We start from the raw sequence: 13,279 nt of genomic DNA on the forward strand, positions 1-13,279 counted from the left end.
GTACGTGCTCGACATCGGCTACGCCCTCTCCAACCGTTTCCCCGACCCCCCGCAGACCGACTACCGCCGCGCGGACGTCCGCGCCCTGCGCCACGACCTGTTCTGCGGTGACGTCTACCTCGCCGACACCAAGGCGGACCGGGAACTGTCCACAGCCTGGGGATGGGTGCCCGTGCTCGACTTCGCGTGGGCGCTGTGCGACATCGTGGAACGGATCGACCGCGACCCGGCGGGCTCCCGAGCCGCCCGCCCCCAGCGCGCGGAACTGGACTTCACCGAGTCGACCGACCGGATGCTGTTCGAGCGCCGCTTCGGCTGGGTGGACGTCGAGGCGGACTGGATGCCGGCGGAGGAGCCCCCGCTGAGCTTCTCCCACACCGCACTGCGCCGCGAGGCCCGCGACTTCCTGCACGACCTGATCGCCGACCTGGTGGACCTCCACGACGACCTGGGCGAGAACCCGGCGATCTGGACACTGCAGGCCCGGTTCCCCAGAGTGCGGTGACCTCCGGTGGACGTACCGGGCCCGCGCTGGAAGTTCTTGTCACCCCCGGGCTCGCAGCCACCCCCTGATCCCGGTCCCCCGTCGTCCCCCGGTCGTCCCCCGGTCGTCCCGGTCCCCCCGTCGCCCCTGCCGTCCCCGTCGCCCCTGCCGTCCCCGTTGCCCTCGCCACGGCCGTACTCCCAGTCACCTCGTCGCCGCGGCCACCCCCGTCGCCCCCCGTCAACCCTCCACCCGGATCCCCAGCGCCCCCGCCAACACCGGTGCCAGATCCAGCAGTTGAGCCGGACTGATGACGGCCCCCGCCAGCCGCTCCACCCCTCGCGCGATCTCCAGTGACGCGGCCCCCCGCAGGTCGACGTCCCTGAGGGTCGCCCCGGTCAGGTCCGCCCCCTTCAGCGCGCAGTCCACGAACTCCACCCGCTCCAGCCGGGCACTCCCGAAGTCCGGCTCGACCAGGACGCAGCTCTCGAAGACGACGTCTGTGAGCCGGGCCGTCCGCAGGTTCAGATAGTCGATCTTGCCGCCGCGGATCAGGACCCGCTCCAGGACGGCTCCGTGCAACTGGACCCCGCCCATACGGGCGTCGACCACCTCCACGTCCCGCAGGGTCGCCTCCGCGAGGTCGGTGCCCACACCCCGCGGGCCGGTGAGAACAGAGTCCAGGATCCGGGCGCGCGTCAGACGGGTCTCGTCCAGCGCGCACCCCGCCAGCGCGCAGTCCATGAAGCGGGCACCCCCGCCGTCCTGCCCGGCGAAGTCCGCCTCCCGGAACTCCAGCCCGTCATAGTCCCCGTCCGGCTCCAACTCCCCGCCGTCGAACGGATCCAGGGGCGGCAGCCGCAACTCCGGCCGCCGCGCCCCCTTCACCCCGGAACCCCCAGAACTTCCCGAACCCCCGGAGCCCCCGACACCCCTGGCACCACCGACACCGCCCGACCCACCGCTTCGACCACGCCCACCACTCCCGCCAGCCGCTCTCCTCGCCATGCCCCCATGCTGCACCCCCGCACTGACAATCACCCCGACCTGCGAAAACACCGCCCATGTCACATTCCGGCGCCTCAGATCGGTCGTATCCACAGAACAGAAAACAAGAAAGGCGCCCCCCACCCCGAGGGAGACCACAGACATGCACCGCATCACCGTCATCGGCGGCGGCTTCGCCGGATTGACCGCCGCCATCACCGCAGCCGAGGCGGGCGCCAAGGTCACCATCCATGAGGCCCATCACACCCTCGGCGGGCGGGCCCGTACCGCCGAGGGCCCATACCGGACGAACGACGGGCCACACGCCCTCTACAACGGCGGCCCGCACTGGGCCTGGCTCCGGCAGCGCGACCTGATCGGACCGCTCGCCCCCATCCCCCCACTCGAAGCGGCCCGACTGCGGCTGCGCCACAAGGGCGCACTGCGCCGCACCCCGCCCTTCGCCATGCTCAGACTGCTGCGCCCCGGCGCCCGGCAGGCACCCGTCGACGTCGACTTCCTGACCTGGGCCACCGAACAGGCCGGCAAGGAGGGCGCCCGGGCCGCCGCCAACTACTCCGCCGTCGCCCTCTTCCACCACGACCCGGGCGCCCTGTCCGCGGCGTTCGTACAGGAACGCCTGCGCCGCGCCACCAAGCTCCCGCCGGAGGCCCACTATCCGCGCGGCGGCTGGGGCGCCCTCATCGACCGGATGGCCGCGCGGGCCTGGAACCTGGGGGTCCGCATGGAGACGCTCTCCCGCGTCGGCACCCTCCCCACCGACGCACCCGTCATCGTCGCCACCTCCCTCGATGCCGCCCGGCGCCTTCTCGGCGACGACTCGCTGACCTGGACAAGCGGTCGTACGACACTCCTCGACCTCGCCGTGCGCAGCCGGCGCGGGGACGCGTTCGCCGTGTCCGACCTCGACTCCCCCGGCTGGATCGAACGGTTCACCGCCCAGGACCGGTCCCTCGCCCCCGCCGGCGAGCAGCTCCTCCAAGGACAGATCCCCCTCGCCCCGCACGAGACGAAGGCCGATGGCGTCACGCGCGCGGAACAACTGCTCGACCTCGCCTTCGAGGGCTGGCGCGAGCGCGTCACCTGGCGGCGCGAAGCCATCGCGAACGGCCGCACCGGGGCCGTCGACCTGCCCGGCACCAGTTGGCGCGACCGGCCGGCGATCGACCGCGGTGACGGCGTCTTCCTCGTGGGCGACCAGGTCGCCGCCCCCGGCGTGCTGTCCGAGGTGTCCTTCAACAGCGCCCTCACCGCGGTCTCACTCGCCCTCGGCCACCACACCCTTGACCTCAAGCATGCTTGAGGTCGAAGAGTGGGCCAGCACAAGCGGGACCGCGGTACGAGAACACCGCTCACCGATGGACACCACCCACCGACGGTGGACCCATGCACGCCATCCGCCTGCACACCTTCGGCCCGGCCGACCACCTCACACTCGAACAGGTCCCCGACCCCGTACCCGGACCCGGCCAGGTCCGTATCGCCGTAGCAGCGGCCGGTGTCCACCTCCTGGACACCGCCCTGCGCGAGGGCTTTCAGGGCCCCCTGCCCAAGCTTCCGACCCTGCCCACGATCCCCGGCCGGGAGGTCGCCGGTACCGTCGAGTCCCTCGGCGAGGGCGTGGCCGACCTGTGGCTCGGCCGACGCGTGGTCGCCCACCTCGGCTTCGCCCCGGGCGGCTACGCCGAACTCTCCGTCACCGACGTCGACCGCGTGCACGACATCCCGCACAACCTCGACGCCGCCCAGGCCGTCGCCATGATCGGAACGGGCCGTACGGCCATGGGAATCGTGCAGTTCGCCGGACTCGGCCCCCATGCGGTGGCCGTGATCCCGGCCGCCGCAGGCGGAATCGGCACCCTCCTCGTGCAGTACGCCAAGAACGCGGGCGCCACCGTCATCGGCCTCGCGGGCGGCCCCGAGAAGACGGCCCGCGTCGACGCCAACGGCGCCGACCTCGCCGTCGACCACCAGGACCCCGGCTGGCCCGCCAAGGTACGCGCCCACCTGGACGGCCTCCCCCGGTCCCGCCCGACCGACAGCCCCCGCACCGCCACCGTCGTCTTCGACGGCGTGGGCGGCAGCGTCGCCCGCGCGGCCGTCGACCTGCTCGGCCCCGGCGGCAGACACCTCGTCTTCGGCTGGTCGGGAGCCGGCCCGCACGACGGCGAACCGTATCTCGTCGACGGGGTCTCCCAGCAGGTCCTCGGGCCCGTCATGATGCGGAAGGCAGGCGGCTCCAACCCCGTCCGCACCCTGGAACTACGCGCCCTCTCCGAGGCCGCCGCGGGCCGCCTCACCCCCGCCGTACAGCGCTTCCCACTCGCCGAGGCAGCCGCCGCACACCACGCCCTGGAGACGCGCGGCACCACCGGAAAGGTGGTCCTGGAACCATGACCTCCCCAGGACGCGACCGACCCGATCGGTGCTCTCCCGACGGAGCGAATGACACCCACCAGGTGACTCCGCGGGCACCGATCCCCGCCGCCGACGGGGCGGAACCGCAGCAGTTCACCACCCCCGCCACGAAGCCACCGCCCCCCGCGGATCCCACACCCCGCCCCGCCCCCGCGTCACCGGATGACAGGCGAACCCGATCAACAACGACACGGCATGCCCGAAATCGGTGAACGTCCGCCCCACCACCAACGGAACCCCGTACACCACCAACACCACCGCCAGATACCCGAACCGCCACGGCCGCGCGATCCGGTACACCAACACCCCGACCACCCCCGCCAGCGCGTAACTCACCCCGATGTCCACCGTGTCCGCCGTCGACGACGGAGCCCTCCCGTCCCACATCGCCACCAGCACCGCGCTCTCACTGATCAACGTCGCCAGCACATGCGCGGTCACACACACCACCAACCAGCGCAAGGTGCCGAGCCAACGCTCCGCCGGCGCGTGAATGAAGCTGTACAGCGCCACATACGGCAGCCAGTTCCCACCGTCGATCAACAACGCGCTCGCGAACAACACCCGCACCGGGTTCTCCGACAGCCGCTGAATGTTCGTCGACCGCTCCAGCAGGAACTCCCGCTCGAACTCCGGGGACATGTGATGAACAGCGACGGTACTGACGAGGAGCAACGCCAACCAGACATACGTACCGGGCGCGCCACGGACGTACCTCACCACCCGGCTCCGGCGCCGCTCACCGCGCATGACCCGATTCACGCACGCAAGTATCGTCCGCCCCGTGATCGACATTCCGGAAGGCCTGGCCGCCGCACAGCAGAAGTACAACGGCGCCGCCGGACGCGCCTTCATCGCCCGACTGCCGAACCTGGCCGCGGACTTCCTCGACCGCTGGGACCTACGGCTCGACGGCCCGCCCATGCACGGCGTCTCCGCCCTGGTCCTGCCGGTGGTCCGCCACCCCGACACCACCCCCGCCGTCCTGAAACTCCAACTCCTCGACGCCGAGAGCGAAGGCGAACCCGTCGCCCTGCGGGCATGGCACGGCGACGGAGCCGTACGACTGCTCGACCACGACCCCACCACCGGCACCATGCTCCTGGAACGCCTCGACCCGGCCCGCATGCTGTCGCACCTGCCAGACCCCCACGAAGCCGCCCTCGTCATCGCCCGCCTGCTGGCCCACCTCACCACCACCCCCGCACCCCACGGCATGCGCCGACTCGGCGACATCACCCAGGCCATGCTCGACCGCACCCCCGCCGCCCTCCAGCACATACCGGACCCCGAGGCCCGCCGCCTCCTCGCCGACTGCGCCGCCGCCGTACGCGAGGTCGCCACCGACCCCGGTGACCGACTCCTGCACTGGGATCTCCACTACGACAACGTCCTCGCCGCCGACCGCGCCCCCTGGCTCGCCATCGACCCGAAACCCCTCGCCGGCGACCCCGGCTTCGAACTGCTCCCCGCCCTCTGGAACCGCTTCGACGCCGACGACATCCCCTGGCGCTTCGACGCCATGACCGAGATCCTCGGCCTGGACCGCCCCCGCGCCCGCGCCTGGACCCTCGGACGCGTCCTGCAGAACTGCCTGTGGGAGATCGAGGACGGCCGCCCCCTGGAGGCGGAACAACTGGAAATCGCCAGGCGTCTCAGAAACGCCGACCGCTAGCCTGCGCCCATGATCCGACCCGCCACCCCCGCCGACGTCCCCGCCCTCCACACCCTCATCCGCGAACTCGCCGACTACGAGCACGCCCTGGAGGAAGCCAAGGCCACCGAGCAACAACTCCACGACGCCCTCTTCGGCGACCACCCGACGACCCACGCCCTCATCGCCACCGACGACACCACGGACGAACCGATCGGCTACGCGATCTGGTTCCTTAACTTCTCCACCTGGCGCGGCGTCCACGGCATCTACCTGGAGGACCTCTACGTCCGCCCCACCGCCCGAGGCGCAGGCCACGGCAAGGCCCTCCTCACCGAACTGGCCCGCATCTGCGTCGACCGCGGCTACGCCCGCCTGGAATGGGCCGTCCTCAACTGGAACGCCCCCGCCATCGCCTTCTACGAGGCCCTCGGCGCCCGCCCCCAGGACGAGTGGACCGTGTACCGGCTCACAGACGAGTCACTTGTGAAGGTGTCGCGCATGACATCTCACTGAACGGGCACGGCTCACTGGCGTGAGCATCACCGGAACGAGCCCCACGAACATGCCCCCCTTCATACCCGGCCTCGAACTCTGTCGCCGGTTCTACGCGGAAGCCGTACGCCCCTTACTGGAGGAGGCCGCCCCCGGAATCCCCCACTCCGCCGCCCGCATCGGCAGCGGCTCCGAAGTGCTCGGCTTCGACACCGCCCGCTCGGCGGACCACGAATGGGGCCCACGCCTCCAGCTGTTCCTCCGCCCCCGGGACGTCTCCCGGCACTCGGGCCGCATCAGACACGTGCTCGCCGAACACCTCCCGAAGACCTTCCACGGCTACCCCACCCACTTCGCCCCCACCGACGAGACCCGCGACATCCGCGTCATGCGGGCCACCGACGGCCCCGTCCACCACCGCGTCGAAGTCACCCACGTCTCCTCCTGGTTCACCGCCACCCTGGGATTCGACCCGACCTCTCCCCTCACCCCGGCCGACTGGCTCGCCACCCCCACCCAGCTCCTCGCCGAGGTCACCGCCGGCGCCGTCTTCCACGACGGCCTCCACGTCCTGGCCCCCGCCCGAGCCGCCCTGCGCTGGTATCCCCGCGACCTCTGGCTCCACATTCTGGCCTGCCAGTGGCAACGCATCTCCCAGGAAGAAGCCTTCGTCGGCCGCTGCGGAGAGGTCGGCGACGCACTCGGCTCCGCCGTCGTCACCGCCCGCCTGACCCGGGACCTGATGCGGCTGTGCCTCCTCATGGACCGCCGCTACCCGCCGTACAGCAAATGGCTCGGCAGCGCCTTCGCCCGAACCTCCGCGGCCGACCGCCTCACCCCGCCGCTCACCGCCGCCCTCGCCGCCACCGACTGGCACACCCGCGAGTCCCACCTCACGACGGCCTACGAGACGGTCGCCGACCTCCACAACCAGCTGGGCCTCACCGACCGCGTGGACCCCCACACCCGCCCGTACCACACCCGCCCCTTCCGGGTCCTACGAGCGGAACGCTTCACCCACGCCCTCCGCGCCCGCATCACCGACCCCACCATCCGCTCCCTCCCCCTGACCGGCGCCGTCGACCAGTTCATCGACAGCACGGAGGTACTGAGCCGGCCACAGACGGCCCGAGATGCCGCCGAGGGCATGCGAAAGCCCAGGCCAGAACAATCCTGACCTGGGCTTCTCGGAGCCCCCTGTCGGATTCGAACCGACGACCTACGCATTACAAGTGCGTTGCTCTGGCCAACTGAGCTAAGGAGGCCCGTACGCGCCTGGCGCCTACGTGCCCACGCAGTGTACCCACCCCGCGGACCGGCCCTGTCGAAAATTTCCGCGAAGTTCACAGTCCTCCAGGTACTGACAGCCAGCCAAACGCCAGGTACCGTCCTGACCCAGTTCACGCGTGTGGACTACACCACCCTGGGCATGGCCCGGGGCGGCTCACCACCTTCCTACAACGGATCGTCCGGCACGTTCCTGCCGGTAGAAGGGGGCCCTGTCACCATGGCCACTGTCTCGTTCGACAAGGCGACCCGGGTATACCCGGGTTCCACGAAGCCCGCCGTCGACGCCCTTGAGATCGACATCGAGGACGGGGAGTTCCTCGTTCTGGTCGGTCCGTCCGGCTGCGGCAAGTCCACCTCGCTCCGCATGCTCGCGGGGCTCGAGGACGTGAACGCCGGCGCCATCCGCATCGGTGACCGTGACGTCACGCACCTGCCGCCGAAGGACCGGGACATCGCCATGGTGTTCCAGAACTACGCGCTGTACCCGCACATGAGCGTCGCCGACAACATGGGCTTCGCGCTCAAGATCGCCGGCGTGAACAAGGCGGAGATCCGGCAGAAGGTCGAGGAGGCCGCGAAGATCCTCGACCTCACGGACTACCTGGACCGCAAGCCGAAGGCGCTCTCCGGTGGTCAGCGTCAGCGTGTCGCCATGGGTCGTGCCATCGTGCGTGAGCCGCAGGTGTTCCTCATGGACGAGCCGCTGTCCAACCTGGACGCCAAGCTCCGTGTGTCGACGCGTACGCAGATCGCGTCGCTGCAGCGCCGTCTCGGCATCACCACCGTCTACGTGACCCACGACCAGGTCGAGGCCATGACGATGGGCGACCGGGTCGCCGTCCTCAAGGACGGTCTGCTCCAGCAGGTCGACTCGCCGCGCAACATGTACGACCGTCCGGCGAACCTCTTCGTCGCCGGCTTCATCGGCTCCCCGGCGATGAACCTCGTCGAGGTCCCGATCACCGACGGCGGTGTGAAGTTCGGCAACAGCGTCGTCCCGGTCAACCGTGACGCCCTCAAGGCCGCCTCCGACAAGGGTGACACCACCGTCACCGTCGGTGTTCGTCCCGAGCACTTCGACATCGTCGAGCACGACGGTGCCGCCGCCGCCTCCCTGTCGAAGGACACCGAGGACGCCCCGGCCGGTCTCGCGGTCTCCGTGAACGTGGTCGAGGAGCTCGGCGCCGACGGTTACGTCTACGGCAGCGCCAAGGTCGACGGCGAGCTCAAGGACCTGGTCGTCCGCGTCAGCGGCCGCGCGGTCCCGGAGAAGGGCGCCACGCTGCACGTCGTGCCGCGTCCGGGCGAGACCCACGTGTTCTCGACCTCCACGGGCGAGCGCCTCACCGACTGAGGCGAACAGAGCGACCAACCGGGGTGATTCACCCTGGTTGACCAAGAGGGCCCCGCAGCCTGCTGCGGGGCCCTCTTCGTTGTCGACAAATACCCCGGCAGACCGGTCATTTCGAGCAGTGTGCGTCAACACGGCGCCCAGAAACGGCATCAGTTCATCCCCCGAACCGGTGACTAAATGTCGCCGCATCATTACCCCACGCTACCCTCACTCGCGTGAAGTACTCCACTAACCAACAGACGCGACGCGGCCAGGGCCCCGCCCGCCGGATCGGCCGCTCCCTCGCCCTCGTCCTGCCCGTCGTCCTGGTGCTCTCCGGGACCCTTGCGGTCACCCGAGTCAACTGGTCGGGGAATCCCTCGAACTCGGTGCTCATGGCATCGGACGCCACCCTGTCGGACGCCAAGCCGCGCGCAGCCCGGGCCCCGCAGACCGTGCTGCGGGACCAGCTCCTGACCGAACTCCAGGAGAAGGACCCCGGCATCGCCCTCACACACCTCCAGGAGGCCGTCAACAGCCGTCCGTCGCTCGCCAAGCACTGTGTGTCCATCGCCCAGGCTCTGGGCCGCGCCGCGGTCCGCGTGTACGGGCCCACGCGGGCGCAGTCGTACACCCGCCCGGTCTGCGACACGTCCTTCGCCACGGGCGTCGCGGCGGCGCGCGGCTGAGCGCCCGGAGTCCGTTACCGCCCGCCCGGCCGGGGAGGGCGGGCGATAACGGCTGATCAAGTATTGGTTACCGGACCCGGCCGGGAGCGGGACGCCACGTACAGTTCGAATCATGACCGATCCGAACGCCGCGTCCCGCCCCGTTCAAGCCGTGATCCTGGCCGGCGGCCAGGGTTCCCGGTTGCGTCCTTACACGGACGACCGGCCCAAGCCGATGGTGGAGATCCCCGGCACGGGGACTCCGATCATCGGCCATCAGCTCGTGTGGCTCGCGGAAGAGGGCGTGACGGACGTGGTGGTCAGCTGCGGCCATCTCGCGGACGTTCTGCAGCAGTGGCTGGACTCCGCGGATCTGCCGGTGAACGTGCAGACGGTCGTCGAGTCCGAGCCGCTGGGCCGTGGCGGCGGCCTCAAGTACGCCGCCGCGCATCTCCCCCACCCGGATCGTCCCTGGTACGCGACGAACGGCGACATCTGGACCCGTTTCTCGCTGCGGGACATGGCGGATTTCCACGCCGAGCGTGACGCGGTCGCGACCCTCGCGCTGGCGCGTCCGCGGATTCCGTGGGGGGCGGTGCAGACGGACGGCTTCGGGCACATCACCGACTTCATCGAGGCGCCGCCGTCGACGTTCGAGATCAACGCGGGTGTCTATGTGTTCTCGCCGGAGTTCGTCGATCTGCTGCCCGAGCGGGGGGACCATGAGCGGACGACTTTCCCGCACCTGGCGCGGGAGCTCCGGCTGGCCGGGTTCCCGATTCCGCAGGGGGCTTACTGGCGCGCCATCGACACCGCGAAGGATCTGACGGAGGCCGCCAAGGAACTGGCCGCGATGGGGCGTTGAGGCCGGACGTGACGTGAGTACCGCATCACGTGAGTACCACTGACGTACATGCCGAAGGGGTCCCGCACATCAATCGTGCGGGACCCCTTCGTCGTATGGGCGAGGTGGTGTTCAGCCGGCGGGCCCGCCCAGGACTCCGCCCACCGGCTGGGTTACCCCAACAGGCCGCCGACCAGGCCTGATTGGCCGGATGTGGAGCCTGAGCCGCCGCTGCTGCCCGCGCCGCCCGTACCGCCTGAGCTGCTGGTGCCGCCGGTCGAGCCGGCGCCTCCGGTGGCACTGCCGCCGGAGGTGGGGCCGGAGCTGGTGCTGGGGGCCTGTTGGACCGGGGGGGCCTGCTGGGGCGGTGCCTGGCCGGTGGTGCCCTGGGTCTGGCTGGGCGTGCCGCCGGTCGTGGTGCCGGTGTCCCGGGTGGCGCCCGGGGTGGTGGCGTCGGCGGTCGGGGTGCTGGCCGTTCCGGCGGTGGCGCCCTGGGTGGGCGAACCGGAGGCGGACGGGGTCGCCTTGTGACGCTTGGCGGGGTCCCGAGGGAGGGGGGAGCCGGGGAGTTCGTTGCGCGGGGCCTCACCGGGTCCGGGGACGACCACGCGGTCGGCGTCGCGGACGGCACCGCCGAGCAGGGAGCCGATGAGGAGCGTGACCCCGGTGGTGACGGCGGTGATGAGGGCGCCGCGGCGCAGGACGTACTGGCGCAGTTCCCAGATGTCGGCGAGGGGTCCGAGGCGGCGCCAGGCGCTGCCGGCGAGGCGGCCGTCGATGGAGTAGACGGGGGCGCCGGCGATGATCAGTGGGGACCAGGCGGCGAGGTAGATGATGTCGGGGGTGTCGTAGGCGGGGACGCTCTTCCAGCTGACGGTGACGAGGAGCGCGGCGGACAGGCCGGCGCCGACCACCGCCGCGACCCGCTGCCAGCAGCCCAGGACCGTGAGGACGCCCACGATGACCTGGAGGAAGGCGATGACGAGCCCGGCGCCGACGGGGTGCTGGAGGGCGAACTGCCTGAGCGGCTCGGCCACTTCCCAGGGGTGCAGGGTGTTGAGCCACTTGACCATGGAGCCGCGTTCGCCGCCGTCGAAGTAGACGGGGTCGCAGAGCTTGCCCATGCCGGCGTAGATGGAGATGAAGCCGAGGAAGACACGCAGCGGGAGGAGGACGACGCCGAGGTTCATGCGGCGGCCCGGGTAGTACGTGTGCCGGGCGGGGTCGTCGCCGTGACGCCTGGCCCGGTGGTCGCGGTCGGCGCCCGCGCCGGTGTCCTCGTACTCCTCGAACTCCTCGCCCGTGTAGGCGGGTTCGTCGTAGGCGGGCTGGTCGTAGGCGGGTTCGTCGTAGGCGCTGCCGACGGTCCGCATGTTCGGCAGGAGTCGGGTGCCTTCGGATACGGGGGTGCGCTGGGCGCCCACGACCGGGGTCTCGACGGTCTGGTCGATGTCGCCGTAACCGCCGTCGCCGTAGCCACCGTCGGCGTAACCCTGGCCGCCGTAGCCGCCGTTGACGTCCACGCGGGGGATGACCTGGGTGGCTCCGGTGTCGGCGGACGGGGCCGGTTCCTCGCCGTGGCGGAGGCTGCCCCGCACGGCCTGGAGAAGGCGGTGGGCGCCGGTGTCGTCGGGGGCGGACTTGCCGCTCCACACGACGGGGCGGCGGCGGGCGCCCGCGCCGGGTCTGCCGACCGCGCCGACGGCGGGCATGCGCGCGGTGTCCTCGGCGGCGCTCAGATGCCGTGCGACCCGCGGCGATTGGGTACGCCGGGACGACGCGCCCAACTGCACGCGGAAGCTCGCATGGTTGACGATGATCTGCGCCGGATCGCTCGGCACCTTCACCATGCTCAGCGCGGGAGCGTCGTCGTATCCCGACGGGCCGTCCCCCGAGGGTGTGCGGGGTGTTCTGGTGTCCACACTCATCTAACCGAGTGACGGTTGTTTAGGACACTGCTTTGACCCGCCGGATGTGTCCGGACCCCGTCAAGCTTGTCCTGGACGCCAGGAACACCCCGTGTGGGTGACTATGTCGAACAATCGCTCAGGCGCGTCGGCGTGCGGCCTCGTACAGCACGATGCCCGCCGCGACACCGGCGTTGAGCGACTCTGCTCCGCCCGGCATCGGGATCCGCACCCGGAAGTCGCAGGTCTCCCCGACGAGCCGGGACAGGCCCTTGCCCTCGCTGCCGACGACGATGACGACCGGGCCGTCCAGGGCGGGCAGGTCGCCGAGTTCGGACTCACCGTCGGCAGCGAGACCGACGACCGCGATGCCGGCCTTCTTGTACGCCTCCAGGGCGCGCGTCAGGTTGGTGGCGCGGGCGACGGGCGTACGGGCGGCCGCACCGGCGGACGTCTTCCAGGCGCCGGCGGTCATGCCGGCCGCGCGCCGCTCGGGGACGACGACTCCGTGGCCGCCGAAGGCGGAGGCGGACCGGACGACGGCACCGAGGTTGCGTGGGTCGGTGACGCCGTCGAGGACGACGATGAGCGGGTCCTCACCCTTGTCGTAGGCGGCGTTCGCGAGGTCCTCGGGGTGCGCGTACTCGTACGGCGGGACCTGGAGGACCATGCCCTGGTGGTTGAGGCCGTTGGTCATGCGGTCGAGCTCGGGGCGGGGGGCCTCCATGAGGTGGATTCCGCCGCGCTCGGCGACGAGCTGGAGCGCCTCGCGCACCCGCTCGTCGTTGTCGATGAACTGCTGGACATAGAGCGTCACCGCGGGCACGCCCTCGCGCAGCGCCTCGACGACGGGGTTGCGGCCGACGACCATCTCGGACGTGCCCTTGCCGCCCCGGCCGCGCGCTGTGGGGCGGCGTACCGTCTGCTTCGCCTTGGCATTGGCGACGCGGTTCTTCTTGTGTCCCTTGCGCGCCTCGGCAGGCGGGGTCGGGCCCTTGCCCTCCAGGCCCTTGCGCCGCTGGCCGCCACTGCCGACCTGCGCGCCCTTCTTGCCGGACATGCGGCGGTTGTTGGCTGCCATGACCTACCTGTCTGTTCTCGGGGAAGCCTCGGGAAACCCGAGGCGTGCGTGTGTACGTATATGCAGTGTGCCGCCCGGACTGCCGGGCGGCACAATC

13 protein-coding genes and 1 tRNA gene are annotated in these 13,279 nt (G+C 71.0%); 9 read left to right on the forward strand and 5 right to left on the reverse strand.

Going from position 1 to position 13,279, the window contains the following annotated elements; all coding sequences use genetic code 11:
* Positions 1–4: 4 nt before the first annotated feature.
* A complete protein-coding gene (locus tag OHA64_RS21925; RefSeq protein WP_405615594.1) occupies positions 5–505 on the forward strand; it encodes a hypothetical protein in 501 nt (166 codons plus the stop codon).
* Positions 506–724: 219 nt separating this feature from the next.
* On the opposite strand, the gene OHA64_RS21930 is transcribed toward OHA64_RS21925, so the two are convergent.
* Entirely contained in the window at positions 725–1,555 is an 831-nt protein-coding gene (locus OHA64_RS21930; RefSeq protein ID WP_405615596.1) for a pentapeptide repeat-containing protein, read from the reverse strand.
* Between the two features lie 79 nt (positions 1,556–1,634).
* On the opposite strand from OHA64_RS21930, the gene OHA64_RS21935 reads away from it, so the two are divergent.
* Positions 1,635–2,795 carry an NAD(P)-binding protein gene (locus OHA64_RS21935; protein ID WP_405615598.1) on the forward strand — a complete coding sequence of 387 codons (1,161 nt, stop codon included), beginning with the start codon at positions 1,635–1,637 and terminating at the stop codon, positions 2,793–2,795.
* A gap of 83 nt (positions 2,796–2,878) precedes the next feature.
* Entirely contained in the window at positions 2,879–3,889 is a 1,011-nt protein-coding gene (locus tag OHA64_RS21940) for a zinc-binding dehydrogenase (protein ID WP_405615600.1), read from the forward strand.
* Positions 3,890–4,003: 114 nt separating this feature from the next.
* Here the strand turns inward: OHA64_RS21940 and OHA64_RS21945 are convergent, their stop codons facing one another.
* A complete protein-coding gene (locus tag OHA64_RS21945) occupies positions 4,004–4,705 on the reverse strand; it encodes a rhomboid-like protein (protein WP_405615602.1) in 702 nt (233 codons plus the stop codon).
* On the opposite strand from OHA64_RS21945, the gene OHA64_RS21950 reads away from it, so the two are divergent.
* From OHA64_RS21950 to OHA64_RS21960, 3 genes are read left to right on the forward strand one after another with little or no spacing between them, the layout of a single operon-like run.
* Positions 4,659–5,585: an aminoglycoside phosphotransferase family protein gene (locus tag OHA64_RS21950; RefSeq protein WP_405615604.1), complete on the forward strand. Its 927-nt coding sequence runs from the start codon at positions 4,659–4,661 to the stop codon at positions 5,583–5,585. The two genes, OHA64_RS21945 and OHA64_RS21950, sit on opposite strands and share 47 nt — an antisense overlap.
* Before the next feature lie 9 nt (positions 5,586–5,594).
* On the forward strand, positions 5,595–6,080 hold the full coding sequence (locus OHA64_RS21955) for a GNAT family N-acetyltransferase (protein WP_405615606.1): 486 nt from the start codon (positions 5,595–5,597) through the stop codon (positions 6,078–6,080).
* Positions 6,081–6,129: 49 nt separating this feature from the next.
* Positions 6,130–7,236, forward strand: a complete 1,107-nt coding sequence (locus tag OHA64_RS21960) for a DUF4037 domain-containing protein (RefSeq protein WP_405615608.1) — start codon at positions 6,130–6,132, stop codon at positions 7,234–7,236.
* Positions 7,237–7,250: 14 nt separating this feature from the next.
* On the opposite strand, the gene OHA64_RS21965 is transcribed toward OHA64_RS21960, so the two are convergent.
* Positions 7,251–7,324 (reverse strand) — tRNA-Thr (locus OHA64_RS21965).
* Between the two features lie 242 nt (positions 7,325–7,566).
* Between OHA64_RS21965 and OHA64_RS21970 the strand changes: the two genes are divergently transcribed.
* The 3 genes from OHA64_RS21970 to OHA64_RS21980 all read left to right on the forward strand — a co-directional run bounded on the left by OHA64_RS21970 (position 7,567) and on the right by OHA64_RS21980 (position 10,215).
* Positions 7,567–8,703, forward strand: coding sequence for an ABC transporter ATP-binding protein (locus OHA64_RS21970; protein ID WP_405615611.1), 1,137 nt, complete (start codon positions 7,567–7,569; stop codon positions 8,701–8,703).
* A 215-nt stretch (positions 8,704–8,918) separates the two neighbouring features.
* Positions 8,919–9,371: a hypothetical protein gene (locus OHA64_RS21975; protein ID WP_405615613.1), complete on the forward strand. Its 453-nt coding sequence runs from the start codon at positions 8,919–8,921 to the stop codon at positions 9,369–9,371.
* Positions 9,372–9,483: 112 nt separating this feature from the next.
* A complete protein-coding gene (locus tag OHA64_RS21980) occupies positions 9,484–10,215 on the forward strand; it encodes an NDP-sugar synthase (protein ID WP_405615615.1) in 732 nt (243 codons plus the stop codon).
* Between the two features lie 152 nt (positions 10,216–10,367).
* On the opposite strand, the gene OHA64_RS21985 is transcribed toward OHA64_RS21980, so the two are convergent.
* The gene (locus tag OHA64_RS21985) at positions 10,368–12,122 is read right to left on the reverse strand and encodes a DoxX family protein (protein ID WP_405615617.1); all 1,755 of its coding nucleotides are present in this window, start codon (positions 12,120–12,122) and stop codon (positions 10,368–10,370) included.
* A gap of 118 nt (positions 12,123–12,240) precedes the next feature.
* A complete protein-coding gene (gene rlmB / locus OHA64_RS21990) occupies positions 12,241–13,182 on the reverse strand; it encodes a 23S rRNA (guanosine(2251)-2'-O)-methyltransferase RlmB (protein ID WP_405615619.1) in 942 nt (313 codons plus the stop codon).
* Between the last annotated feature and the right edge of the window lie 97 nt (positions 13,183–13,279).

It is taken from the genome of Streptomyces sp. NBC_00076, assembly GCF_045041235.1.
GTDB lineage: Bacteria > Actinomycetota > Actinomycetes > Streptomycetales > Streptomycetaceae > Streptomyces.

What these genes read in the sequence shown, in the direction of transcription:
- OHA64_RS21935 (WP_405615598.1), top strand. Translation starts at nt 1,635, where the DNA reads ATGCACCGCATCACCGTCATCGGCGGCGGCTTCGCCGGATTGACCGCC.
- OHA64_RS21940 (WP_405615600.1), top strand. Translation starts at nt 2,879, where the DNA reads ATGCACGCCATCCGCCTGCACACCTTCGGCCCGGCCGACCACCTCACA.
- OHA64_RS21950 (WP_405615604.1), top strand. Translation starts at nt 4,659, where the DNA reads ATGACCCGATTCACGCACGCAAGTATCGTCCGCCCCGTGATCGACATT.
- OHA64_RS21945 (WP_405615602.1), bottom strand. Translation starts at nt 4,705, where the DNA reads ATGTCGATCACGGGGCGGACGATACTTGCGTGCGTGAATCGGGTCATG.
- OHA64_RS21955 (WP_405615606.1), top strand. Translation starts at nt 5,595, where the DNA reads ATGATCCGACCCGCCACCCCCGCCGACGTCCCCGCCCTCCACACCCTC.
- OHA64_RS21960 (WP_405615608.1), top strand. Translation starts at nt 6,130, where the DNA reads ATGCCCCCCTTCATACCCGGCCTCGAACTCTGTCGCCGGTTCTACGCG.
- OHA64_RS21970 (WP_405615611.1), top strand. Translation starts at nt 7,567, where the DNA reads ATGGCCACTGTCTCGTTCGACAAGGCGACCCGGGTATACCCGGGTTCC.
- OHA64_RS21980 (WP_405615615.1), top strand. Translation starts at nt 9,484, where the DNA reads ATGACCGATCCGAACGCCGCGTCCCGCCCCGTTCAAGCCGTGATCCTG.
- OHA64_RS21985 (WP_405615617.1), bottom strand. Translation starts at nt 12,122, where the DNA reads ATGAGTGTGGACACCAGAACACCCCGCACACCCTCGGGGGACGGCCCG.
- rlmB (WP_405615619.1), bottom strand. Translation starts at nt 13,182, where the DNA reads ATGGCAGCCAACAACCGCCGCATGTCCGGCAAGAAGGGCGCGCAGGTC.